Source organism: Myroides albus (assembly GCF_009711045.1).
Classification (GTDB): domain Bacteria; phylum Bacteroidota; class Bacteroidia; order Flavobacteriales; family Flavobacteriaceae; genus Flavobacterium; species Flavobacterium album_A.
The window spans coordinates 51,435-70,480 of record NZ_WMJX01000015.1 but is presented as its reverse complement, the minus strand read 5'-3'; the positions used below and the strand labels follow the sequence as shown (position 1 = coordinate 70,480).

The 19,046-nt window shown below is 35.5% G+C and carries 15 protein-coding genes; 3 read left to right on the top strand and 12 right to left on the bottom strand.

The annotated features are described in order from the left end of the window. Positions 1–347: 347 nt before the first annotated feature. The gene (locus tag GJV76_RS08830; protein WP_155092256.1) at positions 348–1,577 is read left to right on the top strand and encodes an MFS transporter; all 1,230 of its coding nucleotides are present in this window, start codon (positions 348–350) and stop codon (positions 1,575–1,577) included. Between the two features lie 46 nt (positions 1,578–1,623). Here the strand turns inward: GJV76_RS08830 and GJV76_RS08825 are convergent, their stop codons facing one another. The 5 genes from GJV76_RS08825 to GJV76_RS08805 all read right to left on the bottom strand — a co-directional run bounded on the left by GJV76_RS08825 (position 1,624) and on the right by GJV76_RS08805 (position 6,469). Next, positions 1,624–2,118: a GNAT family N-acetyltransferase gene (locus tag GJV76_RS08825; protein ID WP_155092255.1), complete on the bottom strand. Its 495-nt coding sequence runs from the start codon at positions 2,116–2,118 to the stop codon at positions 1,624–1,626. 285 nt (positions 2,119–2,403) lie between these two features. Next, a complete protein-coding gene (locus GJV76_RS08820; RefSeq protein WP_155092254.1) occupies positions 2,404–3,720 on the bottom strand; it encodes an outer membrane beta-barrel protein in 1,317 nt (438 codons plus the stop codon). After that, positions 3,717–4,280 (bottom strand): RNA polymerase sigma factor, encoded by a 564-nt coding sequence (locus tag GJV76_RS08815; RefSeq protein ID WP_155092253.1) that lies wholly within the window; start codon positions 4,278–4,280, stop codon positions 3,717–3,719. The genes GJV76_RS08820 and GJV76_RS08815 overlap by 4 nt, the downstream gene beginning before the upstream one ends. Before the next feature lie 60 nt (positions 4,281–4,340). Further along, positions 4,341–4,895: a hypothetical protein gene (locus tag GJV76_RS08810; RefSeq protein WP_155092252.1), complete on the bottom strand. Its 555-nt coding sequence runs from the start codon at positions 4,893–4,895 to the stop codon at positions 4,341–4,343. A gap of 194 nt (positions 4,896–5,089) precedes the next feature. Beyond that, on the bottom strand, positions 5,090–6,469 hold the full coding sequence (locus GJV76_RS08805; RefSeq protein WP_155092251.1) for an MFS transporter: 1,380 nt from the start codon (positions 6,467–6,469) through the stop codon (positions 5,090–5,092). 235 nt (positions 6,470–6,704) lie between these two features. Here GJV76_RS08805 and GJV76_RS08800 point away from each other — a divergent pair, with 235 nt between their 5' ends. Further along, positions 6,705–7,805, top strand: a complete 1,101-nt coding sequence (locus GJV76_RS08800) for an enoyl-CoA hydratase/isomerase family protein (protein WP_155092250.1) — start codon at positions 6,705–6,707, stop codon at positions 7,803–7,805. An 81-nt stretch (positions 7,806–7,886) separates the two neighbouring features. On the opposite strand, the gene GJV76_RS08795 is transcribed toward GJV76_RS08800, so the two are convergent. The 6 genes from GJV76_RS08795 to GJV76_RS08770 all read right to left on the bottom strand — a co-directional run bounded on the left by GJV76_RS08795 (position 7,887) and on the right by GJV76_RS08770 (position 17,345). Continuing rightward, a complete protein-coding gene (locus GJV76_RS08795; RefSeq protein WP_155092249.1) occupies positions 7,887–8,864 on the bottom strand; it encodes a tetratricopeptide repeat protein in 978 nt (325 codons plus the stop codon). 328 nt (positions 8,865–9,192) lie between these two features. Next, on the bottom strand, positions 9,193–10,227 hold the full coding sequence (locus GJV76_RS08790; protein ID WP_155092248.1) for a threonine aldolase family protein: 1,035 nt from the start codon (positions 10,225–10,227) through the stop codon (positions 9,193–9,195). A gap of 137 nt (positions 10,228–10,364) precedes the next feature. Further along, positions 10,365–11,396 carry an efflux RND transporter periplasmic adaptor subunit gene (locus GJV76_RS08785; RefSeq protein WP_160339708.1) on the bottom strand — a complete coding sequence of 344 codons (1,032 nt, stop codon included), beginning with the start codon at positions 11,394–11,396 and terminating at the stop codon, positions 10,365–10,367. Between the two features lie 178 nt (positions 11,397–11,574). Continuing rightward, a complete protein-coding gene (locus tag GJV76_RS08780; RefSeq protein ID WP_155092246.1) occupies positions 11,575–12,972 on the bottom strand; it encodes an efflux transporter outer membrane subunit in 1,398 nt (465 codons plus the stop codon). A gap of 33 nt (positions 12,973–13,005) precedes the next feature. Continuing rightward, positions 13,006–16,161, bottom strand: coding sequence for an efflux RND transporter permease subunit (locus tag GJV76_RS08775; RefSeq protein WP_155092245.1), 3,156 nt, complete (start codon positions 16,159–16,161; stop codon positions 13,006–13,008). A gap of 38 nt (positions 16,162–16,199) precedes the next feature. After that, positions 16,200–17,345, bottom strand: coding sequence for an efflux RND transporter periplasmic adaptor subunit (locus tag GJV76_RS08770; protein WP_155092244.1), 1,146 nt, complete (start codon positions 17,343–17,345; stop codon positions 16,200–16,202). Positions 17,346–17,715: 370 nt separating this feature from the next. Between GJV76_RS08770 and GJV76_RS08765 the strand changes: the two genes are divergently transcribed. Further along, entirely contained in the window at positions 17,716–18,288 is a 573-nt protein-coding gene (locus GJV76_RS08765) for a hypothetical protein (RefSeq protein ID WP_155092243.1), read from the top strand. A 127-nt stretch (positions 18,289–18,415) separates the two neighbouring features. Here GJV76_RS08765 and GJV76_RS08760 read toward each other — a convergent pair whose 3' ends face one another. Further along, complete coding sequence (locus GJV76_RS08760; protein WP_155092242.1) at positions 18,416–19,045, bottom strand: response regulator transcription factor; 630 nt, start codon at positions 19,043–19,045, stop codon at positions 18,416–18,418. Position 19,046: the final 1 nt, after the last annotated feature.

Sequence of the window (19,046 nt, the reverse complement as noted above, 5' to 3'; positions counted from 1 at the left end):
GAATTAACATCTGTCCGATTTTTAGGGAAGCCTACAAGAACGCGATATCAGCACCACTATCAGCATATCCTCCGACCTTCATAGGTTTTATAATATTGTTCTTACTCGCTACGGGATTAGCTTGATAAACTATTGCTACTTTCATGTACAAATGGGATTAGATTAAACTTTTCCGACAAATAGCAATTATTATACCTTTGTCAGTAATAAAGTTACTAATTTTAACAATGACATGCTTTATTCTTCTCAAATTAATTTTTGCGAAATACCAAAGTCATTGGTATAATTCAGAATTAATCAAAACGCATAATGCAGTATCTTTGCTCCCCTATAGCAACCACAAATAAATGACAACAATAAGCAAACAAACTTTTTCAACCTACGACAAATTTGTCATATTCATTTTATCGATCACCCAATTTACTATTATCCTGGATTTTATGGTAATGGCTCCTCTTGGGGATCTCTTGTTAAAAGACTTACATATCAGCCCTAAGGATTTTGGAATTGTTGTATCAGCCTACGCTTTTAGTGCAGGAACTTCAGGTCTATTGACTGCCGGTTTTGCAGATAAATTCGACCGTAAAAAGTTACTGCTACTATTTTACTTTGGGTTTATTATCGGAACATTCTTATGTGGATTGGCCAATTCATATCTCACGTTAGTCATGGCAAGGATAATCACAGGTCTTTTTGGTGGAGTAATTGGTTCTATCTCTATGGCTATTGTCACTGACTTGTTCTCATTACAACAAAGAGGAAGAGTAATGGGGTTTGTACAAATGGGATTTGGAGCAAGTCAAGTATTGGGGATCCCCATTGGTCTTTACATAGCAAATAAATTCACTTGGGAAGCACCTTTCTTTATGATAGTGGCTTTATCCTTGTGTATTGCCATCGCCATTGTTGTAAAGCTCAAACCCGTTAATGCCCATTTACTTGAGAAAACAGACAAAAAACCCTTGTTACACCTTTGGCATACTATCCGAAACAAAGAATACCGCATTGGCTTTTTAGCCACTGTGTTTTTGTCAGTAGGAGGATTTATGATGATGCCCTTTGGAACAATCTTCGCAGTAAATAACTTAGGGGTTCACCCTGATCAACTTCCCTTCTTATTTATGGTTTCGGGAACTTGCTCTTTGGTTATCATGCCATTTATAGGCCGATTAAGTGATGCAATGAGCAAATATAAACTATTCGTAATCGCAACTTTGTGGATGCTCTCAATCAGTATCATCTACACTAACTTATTTGCCATTCCTTTGTGGTTAGTAATGATATTAAACGTCTTGCTAATGATAGGAATTATGAGTAGAATGGTACCATCACAGGCTTTGACAAGCGCGGTACCTATGCCAAAAGACAGAGGAGCTTTTATGAGTATCAACTCGTCTATACAACAAATATCAGGAGGTATTGCTGCGGCAGTAGCTGGGTTTATTGTCTATCAAGACACGGAGACCTCGCCTTTGATGAATTACAATATCGTCGGTTACGTTGTGGCTGGTATTGGAATCTTGGGAATTATCCTAATGGGTAGAGTCAATAAAATGATTGCTAAAAGACAATTGTAACTATAAAAGAGGTTTGTACACGCGATGTTACAAACCTCTGTTTTTATTATTCGCTTAGATTCAATGTTCTAAGCATCCATATTGTACATGAGAAATGCCCTGTATCTCCAAGGGGTTTGTCCAAAGATACAAAACCGAGTTTCTCGTATGCAGACACTGCAGCACTTAGTTCAGGCATCGTTTCTAAGTATATCTTTTCATAGCCGAAATCCGATGCTTTCGCAATACATTCTAGCATGAGTTTCTTACCCACTCCTTGCCCTCTGCAAGAGGACTTAACATACATCTTCACAAGCTCAACTGTATCTGAAGACAATCCTTGAGTGGGATATAAACCTACCCCACCGACAAGCTCTCCATTGAGCTCTGCTACAAAGTACACTTGCTTATCTCCTTGAAAACTCTGATAAAGTCTATCCGTACTTTCATCAAAATAAGCTGTTCCAGGGATGTTCAAACCGAAATCTTCTAAACTATCGCGAAGGATCTTAGCCATTTGCTCATTGTCTGAACAAGTAATTTCTCTAATCTTTAATTCCATATATTGTTTTTAGATTCGTCTAATTTCAAATATAAAATAAAAAAAGTGAATCAAAGTACGATGAACAGTGGCGTTTGTATAATTGTATTTTTCGTTTACTACACTTTTGTCAACCCAGTATAAGCTAACTTACTCACAGACAAAAGTTAACTCATCAAAAGTAATCCGTCTGCTGTAAACTATCTTTTTTAAACTTTGAGCAATAGTAGAAAGCATAAGAGCCAAATGAAATAAATCATTTGGCTCTTAAAGGTTATTAATAATAGTTAAAGTATGTTTCTTGTTTTAAAAATTAAAGCGTAAACCAGCTTTCATATTGAAATTAAAAGGTTTCTCTTTATAAATTGTACCAATATCACTGCTGTTTTCAAAGTGATACTGAACACCTGGCTCCACATAGATGCCTACAAGCTTAGATAATTTGTACTGCATCCCTATAGCTGTATTAGCAGACACCTGTAGTGTTTTGATATTTACATTACCTGTTACGCGATCACTCACTACATTATTGACAATATAACTGGTCTCTGTCTTTCCTGATACAGACTTTTCAAAAAGTGTACCAACTGTAGCATAAGTTGAGAAATCACCTACTTTAAATAAATTGTAATTAACTTGTAAGGGAATACCGATAAAATGTATCGTTTGTTCACTCACCATACGGTTTGACCCAGCACCCGCTTTTAACTCAGAAGACAAACGTGTATAAGTCACACCTGTTGCTAAACTCCATTTATCTGTCAACTGGTATCCAATCGAGACTCCTGCTGTAATAGGAGCTTTGTGCTTTACATCTGTTGCGATACTTTTATTGCGATTCGCTTTATAAATATCCGAAAAGGGATTACTCCCCGGGGTAATATAATCTAAGACATTCGCATCAAAGGTCAACATATTTCCATTCATCTTCGCATATCCGCTAATTGATTGACTTGCATTAGTGAAAGTACCATTAGTTTCAACTGCTCCAGTCCACCCTCTTTTATTTAGTTTGTTTTTAGACGTAGTCGCCATTTTTTCTTCATCTTCCCAATATCGTTTCTCCTGATCAATTAACTCCTCTAAAGTCTCTGATACAATTTTGCTTGAAAAAGGTAGAGTAGTTTCATTTAGAGAGTTAGCCATATCCCCCTGGCTTTCTAACTGTTCTAATTCAACAAGATCACTTAAGTAATCTTTGCTAAAAAAAGGATACTCCTCTGCTCTACCCTTTACACCATTATTTTGTTTGTTTGATTTTGAATCCTTTGTTTGTTCAGCTATAAAAACATCGCTTTGATTGTCTTTACCAGCTTCAATCTTCTCTAAATGCTTAAAATTCAAAAGACTTGAAAAGTACTTCTGATTCTCAACCACAATAGGTCTAACTACCAAAAATACTATAATAGCTGCGGCCGCAACAGATAAGTCAACACCAAACATAGGTAGCTTCCCTCTATACCAAGCCTTCTTAGTCTGTTTCTCAATGGGAAATATAATCGCTTTTTTCACCTCTGGGGATTCAAATAGCTTGTGCTGTATTTCTTCCCATAATCCTTGTGGAGCCTGTTGTCCAAAACCATCCATCTTATCGCGTAGCTGCTCTTTCCAATCTTTACTCATAATGCCACTTTTAGTTTTTTAAACTCTCTTATTCTCTGGCTCAATATACTCTTTGCTCTGTGAAATTGTGAAGCAGATGAGTTCTCCGCAATTCCCAGTAAATGTCCAATCTCTTTATGACTCTTTTGCTCAAATACATAAAGGTTAAACACAGTTCTATACCCTTCTGGTAATTCTCTAATCATCGCAAATATTTCTTCTTGACTTAAGCCATCAAACTCAGGCTCATCTTCATCAGCTATATCGACAATATTATCTTGATTATAGATTACCTGGTGTTTCTTTTCTTTTCTTATAAATTTCAATGCCTCATTAACTACTATACGAGTAGACCAAGCCTGTAAAGCTCCCTTTCCCCTATAGTCAAATGATCCGATAGCGTAATACATTTTAACAAAGCTCTCCTGTAATACATCTTCTACATCATCTTGTTTATCAAGATAACGCATACAGGCATAGGTCAAGCTGTTGGAGTAAAAGTCATAAAACTCTTTCCAAGCACTTTGCTCTTTCTTACCTAATCGATCAACCAAAAGTCTCTCTTGATCCTCTGTTAACATCTATCCTTTTTAATGTCTTGTTTTGTAAAGAAAAAAGGAACTATCTCTTTATATCTATAGTTACTTTCGACGGGCATCTATATGATACACAATAGTTTTTGACAAAGCTAATACTTTATTATCTACAACAATATTTTTGACTTCTAACTCAAACTTTAACTTGTGTCCTAAATCTACGTATAGCCCTTTTTCCTTTGGTTCAAACAACAATCTTAATTTCTTTTCTCGACCATCTACTATTTTTTGATTAACTTCTATATCTTTTGATCTTAGCATAACTTCAATACCTGTTTGGTTCTCTGTTAACCATTTATCAAACTCCATGCTAAAACTCGTATAACCACTGAGCCCAACTAATTCTTCATTGGATTCTATAATCGGGGACAACGGAAATGCATCAAAGAATATACTATTTCCATTAATTTCAAAATTCACTTCTTCATTTTGAAAAGTATTAAGTAAACTAACGTATTGACCATTAATACTTTCTATTGAAACTCGGTCCATAATGGTCAAATCACTTGTATCTGATGTACTGCATCCTAATGCACTAAATAACAGCACACTTAATAACCCAATTGTTAGTTTACTTATTAATACTTTTCTTAACACCATAGTTAACGAACTATTATTACAAACTACTTTCCTTTTCAGCTTGTACTATATAAATGCATGATGTTGGAAATCTTGCATCACAATTCAAACTTTTTTTTAAAAAAAAGTAACACAACCACAAATACACCTGTAAATCAAATAGTTAACAAATAAAATATTTTTATAAATCATATACTTTTTTATATCTAATCACTTTACTTCTCCTTGATTAACATACTAAATCCTATAGCGATAAGTTGTACAATAGTCAAAACCAGCAGAACAATACCAAAAGCATGTGAGTAATCACTTTTGTGAGCTACTATAAAAAAGACACTACCTATGGCCGCTACTCCAAAGGCTGAACCTATTTGAAGAGCACTATTAATCAACCCAGAAGCTAAACCTGCAAAGGCTGAAGGCACACCTTTCAAACTTAGTCTTACAACTGAAGCTAAAGTTAGCCCCATTCCACACCCGATAATCAAAAGAGAAATACGCAGTAACAAAGAAGTAAAATAATAGATATTGAACAACATCATAAAAAATCCCAATGCATAAACAGATAGACCAATTATAAGGGCCTTGCTCTTAAAATAAGCATTAAGGTGACTTGAAACTAAGGATGAGCATAAAAAACCTATACCAAAGGGAATTATGGCTTTACCTGCTTGTATTGTGCCCCACCCTAATTCTTCTTGTAAGTAAATACCAAATGCTAAGTAGAAGACTCCACTACAGTAATATAAGAAACAGACTATGATACCATATTTCAAATTGCTGTACTTAAAAACTGACAAGTCTATTAAAACACTCCTCTCTTGCTGTTTGCGCTTTTTTTGGAGCTTAATAAATATAACAAGTAGCATAATAGACAAAATAAAATACATTGCACAAGTTAGGGTAAAACCAGTATTAGACAAGGTTACTAAGGGATATATACCTATAATTAATCCAACAACTAAAACAATAGATCCAAGTGAATCAATGGAGCTAACTCCTTGATTTATTTCTGATTTTGGAAGAGTAAATAGTCCTGCTATAAAAGCTAACAAACCAATTGGAAGATTAATAAGAAAGATAATCCTCCATCCCAAGTTAAATAGATTCCACTGTATTAACACAGCTCCTAAATACTGACCAAATGCAGCAGCAAGACCAAATGTAAAACTGTACAATGCCATTACTTTTGTCTTTTGTTTGTCCTGGAAAATTACGTGAAGAATTGCCAAAACTTGAGGAATCATAATTGCTCCAAAAACTCCTTGCAATATCCTTCCTATAATCATCATAGTAGTACTAATTGCTAAGCCACATAACACAGAAGACAGTATAAAACCCAGTAAGCCAAACAAGAACACTCGCTTTCTGCCAAATACATCACCTATCCTTGCTCCTGATATTTGAAAAACGGCATAAGCACACGTATAAAAAGAAATAATCATTTGCAGTTGACTATTGTTTGCAACTAATGATTTTCCAATAGCTGGTAGGGCCAAGTTGACAATATAAAAGTCTAAAGGCGATAAAATAGTTGCCATTAACAAGATAAATAGAGCAAACCATTTGCTGTTAAAAATTTTACGTAACGTCATTTCATTATTTTTTAATCTTGTAAATTTCCCTATTCTACTTAGCAGCATGACAACGTAAAAAGACATTTAAATAACCCTAACGGTTATTTATAAATTACTAATCTGATTTAAAACAACAAAAAAACAAAGCTATATATAGCTGTAGCTTCTACTTTTAATTAAGGGACTATTAACAGGCTGTTTTCTTGTATTGCAGAAAATTTATGTAACTTTTGACTTTAAAAACCACAATACTATGAATGTTATACTAAGCGAAATAAAGAATCACATTGGCATTATAACCCTAAACTCAGAGCGTAGCTTAAATTCCCTATCCTTAGAAATGGTAGAAGGTATCTTAACTCTACTCGACAAGTGGAAACAGGACGACTCAATCAAAAGTGTATTTTTACAAGGTAGCGGTGAGAAGGCCTTTTGTGCTGGAGGAGATATCCGCCAAATGAGACAGGCTATTATTGAACAACAAAAGATAGATCCTACTCAAGTACCACAAAAATGCGCAGACTTTTTTGAGAAAGAGTACTTGCTGGATTATACTATTCACACTTATGCAAAACCAATTATAGTTTGGGCAGATGGTATTGTAATGGGAGGTGGATTAGGTTTACTGGCTGGAGCTTCACATAGAATAGTGACAGAGAGAAGTAAACTGGCTATGCCAGAGATAACCATCGGTCTATACCCTGATGTGGGGGCATCTTATTTTTTAAATCAAATGCCTTCTGCCTATGGACTTTACCTTGGAATGACTGCAACGCGATTTGACGGTGCGGATGCTTTATTCTTAAACCTTGCTGATTACCATATAGATGCTGCCCACAAGCAGGCTCTATTGCAAGATTTGACTCAACTTTCTTGGAGCAACACACCTTCTGAGGATATTGATCTGCTTTTGCAAAAGCATTCCTCTAAAGACATTCCTACTTCTCAAGCTCAAGAAAATGAATCTATCATTCAAGAATTTGAATCAGTCAAAGATACTTTAGCTTTTAGTGAGCTTTTACAAAAACACGCCTGTGAAAATACGTGGGTAAATGCCGGATACCAAATATTCAAATCAGGCTCACCAAGTTCTGCTTTTGTCATTTTTAAACAAATAAAAGACAACAAAGGCAAGTCCTTAGAACAAGCATTTAAATCAGAGTTAAATCTATCTTGCCAATGCAGTATACATCCAGACTTTCCAGAAGGAGTGCGCGCTTTATTGATAGATAAAGACCTTTCTCCAAAATGGCAGCCGAGTTCATTAGATAAAGTTTCTCCTGAATGGGTAGAGAGTTATTTTACACCTTTATGGTTAGAAAACGAACATCCTTTTAAGGATTTAGGAAAATAATTCATTCAAAATCCCCTTTTACAGTATGTAGTATACATATTGCAAAAGGGGATTTATATATTTTGTGCTTGCTTTAGCTACTTATTTAATATTCAAATGTTTTAGAATTTGTGGTAGTTGTTTTTTATAAGTATCAATATTCCACTCCTGACCAAGCATGGTAGACATATATTCCTCTATGGTCTGTGTAATACCCATTTGCTTTCTCAATTCATTAATTTTACCAATATCCTCTATAGGCCACAATAAGATTTCTCCCTTTTCTATACTGACAACTTGCGTTCCATAGATTTGTTTTCTACCTTCATACATAGCTATTCTATCAGCCATTGTCGCATAATCTTTGGCATCTACCTTACCCTTTTTTAAAGCGTCAGCAATCATTGTTTGATACTTTTGTTGTACAGTTAAATCGGCGTGTTGAATCACAAGAAAAAGTGTTTTATTCGCTTTATATCCGATCTGATCTGCACCAAGCCATCCGTGCTTTACCAAAATAGCCTCCACTTCTTGTAAATTTGCTTGATCAATCTTTTTTATTTCATCACTTACGGCTTTGAGCTCATTGCTGTAATTACCGTGAATACTTTGGGTTTGATTATATTGCTTACGAATAGATTGATCGCGGTCAAAGATTGTTTCCAATTGACTAATTATACTCGCGTAAGGACTGTTTTTTTTGATATCTTGTTCTTTTAAATTTTGGACAAATAATTTCCACTCGTCAAGTTGATGCAAACTTTCGAAATCTGGAATAAATTCAATAAACTCTATAAGCTTTGCATCTACTGCCTTAGCACTTGTATAGGCATTGAGGTAAAGCATCGCTTTTTCTTTATCACCTAACTTAGCATAGACCCGTGCGATCTCAAAATTGTAATCTTTTGACTTTGTACGCACCAACAAGTCTTGAAATAAAGGTAAAGCTTCTTGATATCTCTCTTGATTGAATAAGTCACCCGCTTTAGCCTTTACAGTCATAATAGACTCTTGAGCGCACAAGCTCATCATAGAGAAAAAACACAAAGCTGTAAGTCGTTTTTTTGTATTTAATAACATAAGGAGAATTTTACAATTATAAGGTTCTACTTAATTAACCTCTGCCAATTTATATACCATAGTTTCCATCATGGCATCTATATCAACTTCAATTAGTGCGTCTAATGAATGATAATTAGTACTTAAATTACTGAACTCTTTAGTGGAATCAGTCAGTATATACTGACCTAATTGTGTAGATAAATAAATCATCACAATATGAAATAATCTAATCATAGTCCGTGTTTATTAAAAATAGTTAGGTGAATACTTACATCTTATAACTATTTGGCATACACTTTAGTATAAATCAAATCACAAACCACTACTTTTTTAACAAACAATTAAGTTATATACTATCAAAAGCATTCAATACTGCAACAAATTGGTTTACAGCTTCTTGTGTTGTAGCCCAAGAAGTAATCAATCGAACAACTGCTAATTCCTCATCAACTTCTTGCCAAATGTAAAAGTCAAAATCGCGTTGTAAGACACTGATTAACTTTAGGGGAAGAATTGGAAAAAGCTGATTCGTTGTCGAATCACCTGCGAAAGAATATCCTTTGTTGCCAATGGCCTCTTTTAAGCGGTATGCCATCGAGTTAGCATGGGCTGCGAGTGTAAAGTATAGCGAATCTGTAAACAGTTCCATAAACTGTATTCCAATTAACCTACCTTTGGCTAATAGCGCTCCTTTTTGTTTTAAGTTGTAATCGAAATATTCAGCCAGAGTAGCATTGCTAAAAACGACTGCCTCTCCTAAGAGTGCTCCATTTTTAGTAGCTCCAATATAAAACACATCAACCAAGCTTGCCACATCTGCCAAAGTTAAATCGTTATTCTCTGCTGTTAAAGCATGTCCTAAACGCGCACCATCCATGAACAAATACATACCATGATCACGACAACACACAGATAGCTCTTCGAGTTCAGATTTGGTATAAATAGAACCTGTCTCAGTCGAATTTGATATGTAAACTACTTTGGGCTCAACCACATGGGGTCTAAGTGAAAACTGCTTTATAGTCTGCTCTATAGCAGCGGCAGTCAGTTTACCTGTAGTTGTTTGAACAGGGATAACTTTGTGTCCCGTTGCTTCAATGGCACCTGTTTCGTTTGCATAAATATGTCCTGTTTGTGCGCTAATCACTGCTTGATGATTCAGCAAAATACTCGAGATAACAAGTAAATTAGTCTGTGTACCTCCCGAGAGAAAGTATATCTCTGCTTGTGGTAAATTCGTTTGTTCTCTTAATAACTTCTTTGCTTGAAGTGTGAAACTATCCTCTCCATACCCATGTTCCTGCGTTAAATTAGTTTGTACCAATCGCTCGAGAATCTTTGGATGACATCCCTCCGCATAATCATTTTTAAAACTGTACATAGCTGTTAAATATTTTTACCGGCTATAAGCCTATAGATACAGCTAATATAAGGCCTATTTAATCAAACAAGTCACAATATTGTATAAAAAAAAGTAAGGCCATACTACCTTACTTTTCGAACTAATATATCTTAATCTTACTTCTTATCCAGAACAGCAGGAGTGAGTAAAATTGTTTTATCATCTAATTTACCGTGAACGAGATAGTTTTCATTCACCTTTCTAATCACACTCACTTTTAATTTTTCATAATCGCCTTGTTTACCTTTTACCCAAACGTAGTTTTGGTTATCTTGCTCAACAATAGCTTGTATAGGAACCTCAACGACCTCTTTGTACACAAGGGTAATAATCCCTTCAACTTTTTCTTGCTTAAGGTACAAGCCTTCTAACGAGGTAAAAATAGGTATAGAAATGCTTTCTGTATCTTCACTTTCCATAACTTCTATCTTACTTAATAAATCAGCGTCTTTTACCTGATAAGTTGATCCATCATACTTAATCGATAATTGCTTGCTAATATAACTTGCTTTGGTAGGCTTAAAGCTCTGCATATCATCACCGTTGAGCTTAGCCGTAAGTGTATACGGCAAAATATAGGTCAAGATATGCCCCTTAGCCACCTCTCCTCCTAAAGCTACAGATATCATATCAACTATTCCATCATAAGGAGCATAGACATTCTCAAGTAATGCCTCATTTTGTAACTCGACAGAATCCAATGCTTGTTTGGCAAGTGTGATAGCCTGAGTTAAAATATCTTTTCTGGAATTAAAATTAACTCGCTGTGCATCATCGACAAAGTCACCTTTCTCAACTCTTTCATTAATAAGTTTGAGTTCATCTTCTAACTCGTCTATTCGACTTGTAGCTTTCTCCAATCGACTTGTAGAGGATTCTCTTTCAATCTCAAATAGCAATTGCCCTTTCTTTACAAACTGTTTATTCTTGACAAGTACTTTAATTATAGACCCTCTAAACTTAGATTGTATAGTTGTTTTAGCCCCTACAGTAATATCCGCTTCAAAAGAATTTGAAAAGGTCTTATCCGCTGTATGTAAAACAGCCGTTTCTTCAGCAATAGCAGTTGTGTCTGTCTCGCCAACATGCTTGGTTTTATGACCATAAATACCAACTCCTATAAGAAAAATGACAGTAATTATTGTCATTATGTATTGCTGTTTCTTCATGTTTATCTAATAAATCAAATCTTTATCAAAAAGAGTACAAATATAATGAAGTGTTTTTTATTTTTAATAAAAACAATTTGGCTCAGGCATTTGTCCATAAAAAAACCAGGGTCTCCCCTGGTCTTTTCCCCAATCAAAAAAATCCAAAAATAACTTATTAATGACCTCCCATCGCACGGTATAATTCTACCAAAGAAACTAAATAGTTACGCTTTAATTCAGCGTAATTTAAGTTAGCTTGTAATGCTAAGGATTGAGCATTAATAACTTCTAAATAAGAAGCTTTGTCAATTTCGAACATATATTTAGTATTTGTTAGAGAAGTGTTTAATACTTCTACACGCTTATTCATAAGCGCTTCTTTATTGTCTAACTTATCTATTTTAACCAGTGTGTTTTGCACATCTGTATAACCTGTGATTACAGCATTTTTGAATGCAATAGCTGCCTTTTCTCTTTCCACTACTGCTACTTGATAAGCAGTTCTCAATTTCTTTTGATTGAAAAGCGGTTGAACTAAACCACCTGCTACCATACCAAACAAAGAAGCAGGAGTTTTGAACCAATCCGATGCTTCAAAACTATTTAATCCACCTTGAGCAGTAATTGTAAGGCTTGGATACATCTGACCTTGAGCAGCTCCAACTTTTGCATTCATCGCTTTGAGTTGATATTCGGCAATTTGAATATCTGGACGATTACTTAAAAAATCCACAGGTACCCCTTTGTTAAGATCAGTCGCAAAGTTCAGATCCTTTAAAGTTTTGGTTCTTGCAATCGCCTGTGGATAATTATTCAAAAGTAAATTCAATCCATTTTCTTGTAGCGCAATTTCTTGCTCGATTGACGGAATTAATTCCTTGGATTCAATCCATTGCGCTTCTGCTTGTTGCATGGCAAGAATTGTTTCATTACCTACTTCAAACATTTTCTTTGTCAAAAGGTAAGTACTCTCTCGCAATTCAACGCCTTGTTGTGCTATCTTTAGCTGTTCATCTAACATTAAAAGGTTAATGTAAGCTGTAGTGACTTCAGATATTAAGTTATTCTCGATTGCTCGCTTTACCTCCTGTGTTTGCAATAAAGAAGCTAATGCCGCCTCTTTCTCTCTGCGTATTTTTCCCCAAACATCAATTTCCCATGACAAATTCAAACTGGCATTAAAGTCATCATTTACACGATCAGCTCCACTTGCTGCAAGCTGACTATTTTTTGAAGATTCCATTCTACTGGCTGCTACATTAGCCGTTAATTCTGGTAACAAAGCTAACTTGGATTGTGTGTACAACAACCTTGTTTGCTCAATATTCTTAATAGCAATCTGCAAATCTGCATTTCTCTCTAAAGCAGTTTGAATCAAGAAGTCTAATTCTTCATTTTGAAAATACTCCTGCCAAGAGACTTTTGCTAACTTATTTGCAATCGTATCAGTATTTTGAGCAGTTTGTTTTGAAAACTGCTCTGGAACTTCAACTGTTGGTCTTTCATAGTTCTTACCTACTTTACATGCTGTAAATAAACTTGAACCAATCAATATATATACAATTTTTTTCATTTGAATATCGTTTTTATACTTGCCTATAACGGCTTATGCTTCTTGATCTTCAACAAATCTTGGACCTGATATCTTTTCCTGTAAGTACTGGAAGAGAACGTATAATACTGGAATAATAAAAATACCCAATACCACACCTAAAACCATTCCTCCTGCTGTCCCCACACTGATAGAGTGGTTACCTTGTGCTGATGGTCCTTGAACAAACATTAAGGGCACTAAACCTGCAACAAAGGCAAATGAAGTCATTAAGATTGGTCTTAGACGCAAACGAGCTGCTTCTATAGCTGAATCAACAATTGAATATCCTAATCCGCGACGTTGTACAGCAAATTCTACAATTAGAATCGCGTTCTTGGCCAGAAGTCCGATTAACATGATAAGTCCTACCTGTACATAAATATTATTGGAAATTCCGACAAAGCCAATTGCTAAGAATACTCCAATTATACCAACTGGCAAGGATAACAACACTGCTAATGGTAGAATATAACTCTCATACTGAGCCGCAAGAATGAAATACACAAATAAGATTGACAAAGCGAATATAAATACCATTTGTCCTCCAGATTCTTTTTCTTCTTTACTCAATCCCTTCCATTCAATACCATAACCTGCTGGTAATTTCTCTGCCGCTACTTGCTCTACTTTTGCCATAGCTTGTCCTGTACTAATACCAGGAGCTACAATACCATTGACACTAATCGCATTGAATAGATTATGTCGGCTAATAGCTTGTGGTCCATACGTTTTTTCCAACTTAGCAAACGAACTTAACGGGATCATCTTACCGTCTTTTCCGTGTAAATACAATGTTTTAAATGATTGCTCATCTGCTCTAAACATCGCATCTCCTTGCATAAATACCTTAAACTGTTTTCCAAAACGGTTAAAGTCATTTACTTGAGCACTACCATAGAATAGTTGTATTGTATTGAGTAAATCTCCTACTTCTACACCATACATCTTTGCCTTAATAGGATCAACTTGAATAGTGTACTGAGGGAAGTCTGCTTTAAACATCGTGAAGGCAGCTGCAACCTCTTCTGTTGCACTTAAATCTGCATTAAACTGATTCACAACTTCCGCAAATTCTGGAATACTTCCTCCTCGTCTATCTTGAACTACAAGTTCTAAGCCATCAAAATCACCAAATCCAGGTACTGTCGGAATAGCAAAAACAAAGAAATCTCCTTCCTTAATAGTCGTTAAACTACCGTTGATAATTTCAAGAAGTTTATTGATATCTTGTTCTTCACCGCGCTGTGTACGCTCTTTAAACTTAATGAATCCCATTGCATAAGCTGGACTGGCAGCATTCCCCAAAATATTAAATCCAGAAATACTCGTCACTGTTTCAATAGCAGGATTCTGACGTATAACTTCTACTCCTTCTTCTAAGGTCTTCTTCGTTCTATCAATACTTGAACCTGGAGGAAGAGATAATGCAAACATGGCAAAACCTTGGTCCTCATTCGGAATAAATCCCTTTGGTGTAGTATTCATTAAAAATACAGTCAGTACGATTGAACCCATTAGAATACCTATACTAACAACCTTATTTCTGATAAAGAACGACACTCCATTGATATACTTATTAGTCATCGCTGTAAACCCAGCATTAAAAGAACGGAAGAAACGCGTCTTGAATCCTTGTTTCTTTTGCTCTGGAGCATGTTCCAAATTGTGGTGGTGATTCTTTAACAATAACGCACACAAGGCTGGACTCAAAGTCAAGGCATTAACAGCAGAGATCAAAATAGCTATCGCCAAGGTGAATGCAAACTGCTGGTAGAATAACCCCACTGCACCTTCCATGAAACCTACAGGGAAGAATACCGCAGACATTACAAGCGTAATTGAAATAATAGCTCCTGTAATTTCACTCATTGCCTTTGTCGTAGCCGCTTTGGCATCAAGCCCTTCGTGCTCCATTGTACTGTGGACGGCTTCCACCACTACAATGGCATCATCCACAACAATACCTATGGCCAGTACCAGAGCAAACAGTGTCAACATATTAATCGAGAAACCAAGAAGGTTTAAGAAAAAGAATGTTCCTATCAGGGATACTGGTACCGCAATTGCCGGAATAAGTGTAGAACGAAAATCTTGTAAGAAAATATATACGATAATAAACACCAAGATAAAAGCCTCAATTAAAGTAGTCTTAACTTGATTAATAGATTCATCTAATTGTGTTTTATTGGCAAAAGTTACATTATATCGCAATCCTTTTGGCAATTGTGGTGTTAACTCATCTAACACTTTATATACTTCCTCTTGAATTTGGTTCGCGTTTGATCCTTTAGTTTGAAATACCGCTAAAGTAGTTGCAGGTAATCCATTAATTGCCGTTTCCTCATCGTATGAAATAGAACCAAACTCAATACGTGCAATATCTTTTAGATAAAGTACATTTCCACTTTCATCTGCTTGAATAACAATCTTTTCAAATTGCTCTGGTGTATTGTATTTCCCTGGATAGGTTAACGTATATTGAACAGAGCCTCCTGCATTTTGTCCAAGGTTACCAGCGGCAACCTCCTTACTTTGACTTGCAATAGCAGCTGCTACATTATCAGGTGTCAAACCTCTATTAGCCATTTTATGTGGATCAAGCCATACGCGCATAGCATATTCTTTTTCCCCAAAAGTCTGAACGTTACCAACCCCTTTAATACGCTTTAAAGCACGTACAAGGTTAATACGTGCATAGTTCTGCACGAAGGTTTCATCATATAGTTCTGCATCTTCACTAATAAGATCCACAACCATGATCATTCCTCTTTGTTCCTTTTGAGTAATTACCCCAGCTTTTACAACTTCCTCCGGTAAAATACCCATTACTTGAGCAACGCGGTTTTGCACGTTTACTGCTGCCTGGTCAGGGTCTGTTTCTAAAGTAAAGTAAACATTAATCGCTGCAGTACCATCGTTACTGGCTGTCGACTCGATATGAGTCATATTCTCTACCCCGTTAATTACCTCCTCTAATGGAGTAATTACCGATTTTAAAACTGTTTCAGAGTTACCTCCTGGGTAATTTGCCATTACCGTTACACTTGGTGGTGCAATATCCGGGAACTGTGCAATAGGTAACTGCATCAATCCAACCCCTCCAAGAATTACCAGGATAACAGAGATTACAGTTGCTAAAACAGGTCTATGTATTATCTTTTTAAGCATAATCTTCTTAATTCTAATTTATAATTCTATTGACAGTATTAATTAGACGCAGTTTGTTGTTGCTCTAATACTTTTACTGCCGCACCATCTTGTAATTTATCTACTGCCGTTGCAGCAATTACTTCTCCTGCTTCTACACCACTCTCAACAAAGTACGTATGTAAATCTCTACCTAGAATTTTTAATTGTCGTTGCTCTACTGTATTCTCTTTTGTCAGTACAAACACAAACACTTTTTCTTGCAAATCAATAGTCGCTGAAATAGGTACTTGAATTGCATCCTTATGAACTACATTCAAGTAAACAATTCCCGTTGCCCCATTGCGTAGTACACGGTCAGGATTTGGAAACGTAGCGCGAACAGTCAAAGCATTTGTTACTTTGTCAAACTCCCCATTGATTACATCTACTTTACCATTTTGACCATATTTATCTCCATTGGATAATTCTAATTCAACAGGAATCTTCAATACATTCTCCGCACTTCCATTCTCTTTAATCAGATCATAGTAATCAGCCTCACCAATTGAAAAGTAAGCATACATTTGAGAGATATCTGAAAGTGTAGTTAGCGGCAATGGCTCTCCTGCTGCTACAAGGTTCCCTACACGCTTATTGATTCTTCCAAGAAAACCATCTACAGGAGCCTTTACTGTCGTATAACTTAAATTTAATCTTGCCTCGTTAACAGCTGCTTGCGCCTGACTTACAACTGCTTTTGCATTATCTAAAGCTGCATCAGCCGATTGAAGTTGTATAGGTGATACAAATGAATTCTCAAGTAATGAAGCTACTTTATTGCGCTCTAACTCCGCCGTAACTAAAGCTGCTTTTGCCGCTTTCAATGTAGCTTCTGTATTTTGTAGTTGAATGCGATATGGCTCTGAATCAATCAAGATTAAAGCTTGTCCTTTTTTGACAAATGATCCTTCTTCAACTAATATTTTCTCTATATATCCAGCTGCTTGAGCTCTAACCTCAACATTAACTTTACCTTCCAATGCTGCTGTGTACTTTTGAACAACAGTAGCATCCTGTTTTTTAATCAATGTCGTCTTAACCTCAGGTGTCATATCAAATCCACCTGCATCAGCTTGTTTATTACAACTTACAGTTAATAATGTTGTCCCAAGTAACAATCCTCCAATAATCAAAAACTTTACGGTTCTATAAATTTTTCTCATTATTTATCTTTTTTACAAGTACAAAAGTCTACAATAACTATGCAGTTTTTTGAGATATTAATTTGAAACGTAAAAATTAACGACTGAAACGTAAAATGAAGTCGCTAACCTGAATTTTATTGGAAATTCTATTTGGTAAATAAATTACTAAGAATGAAAGCTATAGAGCCGATGAAGTTGTGAACTAAACAATCTACCAAGTCTGTATTTTACAAAAAGAGAAGAGCTATCACGCATTTAATTTATCAAGCGTGAAATCGTATTCAACACACTTAAGCCTCTATCACTGAAATATCACCAATTACAGCGACTACTTTAATACTTTAACTATCTTATCTTTGCAATAACAAAGTTCACAAAGAAAAAAATTATGAAAAGAATTGGTCTGAGCATACTATTGCTGTTTTTCGTACAAATAAGCAGTTGGGCTCAAGAAGAAAATCTACAGGTAGAGGTAATCCAGAAGGGAAAAGTAATTCCAATGGACAACGGTATCATCAACCTAAAAAGTGATGCATTTACATTTGAAATTACTTCTAATAACATTGAGGGATTCTTAATAGGTGCTACTTATGATAAAGATTTGTACCGCTCTGCTATAGGAGAAGCAGACTTAGAAGTGCCTTGGTTTAATTCATTTGCCATTGCTGATGAGAACCACAATCCCAATAAAGAATTAATCATTTCGGATGAAGTGCCTACCTATTGGTTTTATAAGAACGCTATAGAACACCGCTTTGATAGTGCTCCTAAAGGAAATGCAGAAGAATGGGTGGGACAAAGAACAATAGAAGTACTCAATAACTTATCCAGTTATGAAACAGTTCCCTTGTCTAAATTTAAAGATACAGTATATGTATATTTCTATTCTCCTGTATATGATGAACAGTACAACCTTACAGAGGCGATCATTTTATATCACGCAGCATTAAAATTTAAGTAAGAAAAAGAAAATGATAGATTACTAAAAAGCCAGATTCAAATGAATCTGGCTTTTGTTATATAATCAGCTCTATATTAATCCACTGTGAACATGTATTGCCATATTCATACATGGTAACTTTACAAGCCTAATTTTTAATCAAATTATACTCTATTGCCATTTTAATAGCTGTACTCAGATTAGAAGTTTGAAACTTCTCGATTAAGTTTTTGCGGTGACTCTCTACCGTATGGTGACTTATAAATAACTTCTCTGCTATTTGATTGGTTGTTAGACCTGATGCAGCCTCTATTAAGATCTCTTTCTCACGACGAGTCAGTTTTGGGATTTGTTTTAAACCCACTTCTTCTTTCTTATCCAATACAATAGTGGACTGAGAACACAGATACTTCTGACCTGTGTGTACAGCCTGTATACCGTGGATTATTTCTTCTACTGAAGCATTCTTCTGAATATATCCCTTGGCTCCTTCTGCTAAGCTACTATTGATAACAGCATATTCGTTGTGTACACTCAACATGATAATCTCCAAGTGTGGAAATCTCTGTTTAAGCGGTTTTATTAATTCTAGGGTATTAATATCTGCTAAATTGATATCTAACAGTATAATATCAGCGTCTATAGTTAGCAGCCCTTGCATCATACTTTCTTTATCGGAAAAACATGCGACTACCTCTATTTCTATTTGGTTGCTCAATATATTCTTTAATCCTTCTAATAACAAAGGATGATCATCTGTAATAGCTACTTTTATCATA

Bases quoted from the DNA above. Each gene is read 5' to 3' on its own strand.
- GJV76_RS08770 (WP_155092244.1), bottom strand. From the start codon at position 17,345: ATGAGAAAAATTTATAGAACCGTAAAGTTTTTGATTATTGGAGGATTG.
- GJV76_RS08795 (WP_155092249.1), bottom strand. From the start codon at position 8,864: ATGTTATTAAATACAAAAAAACGACTTACAGCTTTGTGTTTTTTCTCT.
- GJV76_RS08785 (WP_160339708.1), bottom strand. From the start codon at position 11,396: ATGACAATAATTACTGTCATTTTTCTTATAGGAGTTGGTATTTATGGT.
- GJV76_RS08790 (WP_155092248.1), bottom strand. From the start codon at position 10,227: ATGTACAGTTTTAAAAATGATTATGCGGAGGGATGTCATCCAAAGATT.
- GJV76_RS08830 (WP_155092256.1), top strand. From the start codon at position 348: ATGACAACAATAAGCAAACAAACTTTTTCAACCTACGACAAATTTGTC.
- GJV76_RS08775 (WP_155092245.1), bottom strand. From the start codon at position 16,161: ATGCTTAAAAAGATAATACATAGACCTGTTTTAGCAACTGTAATCTCT.
- GJV76_RS08805 (WP_155092251.1), bottom strand. From the start codon at position 6,469: ATGACGTTACGTAAAATTTTTAACAGCAAATGGTTTGCTCTATTTATC.
- GJV76_RS08820 (WP_155092254.1), bottom strand. From the start codon at position 3,720: ATGAGTAAAGATTGGAAAGAGCAGCTACGCGATAAGATGGATGGTTTT.
- GJV76_RS08825 (WP_155092255.1), bottom strand. From the start codon at position 2,118: ATGGAATTAAAGATTAGAGAAATTACTTGTTCAGACAATGAGCAAATG.
- GJV76_RS08765 (WP_155092243.1), top strand. From the start codon at position 17,716: ATGAAAAGAATTGGTCTGAGCATACTATTGCTGTTTTTCGTACAAATA.
- GJV76_RS08815 (WP_155092253.1), bottom strand. From the start codon at position 4,280: ATGTTAACAGAGGATCAAGAGAGACTTTTGGTTGATCGATTAGGTAAG.
- GJV76_RS08780 (WP_155092246.1), bottom strand. From the start codon at position 12,972: ATGAAAAAAATTGTATATATATTGATTGGTTCAAGTTTATTTACAGCA.
- GJV76_RS08800 (WP_155092250.1), top strand. From the start codon at position 6,705: ATGAATGTTATACTAAGCGAAATAAAGAATCACATTGGCATTATAACC.
- GJV76_RS08760 (WP_155092242.1), bottom strand. From the start codon at position 19,045: ATGATAAAAGTAGCTATTACAGATGATCATCCTTTGTTATTAGAAGGA.
- GJV76_RS08810 (WP_155092252.1), bottom strand. From the start codon at position 4,895: ATGGTGTTAAGAAAAGTATTAATAAGTAAACTAACAATTGGGTTATTA.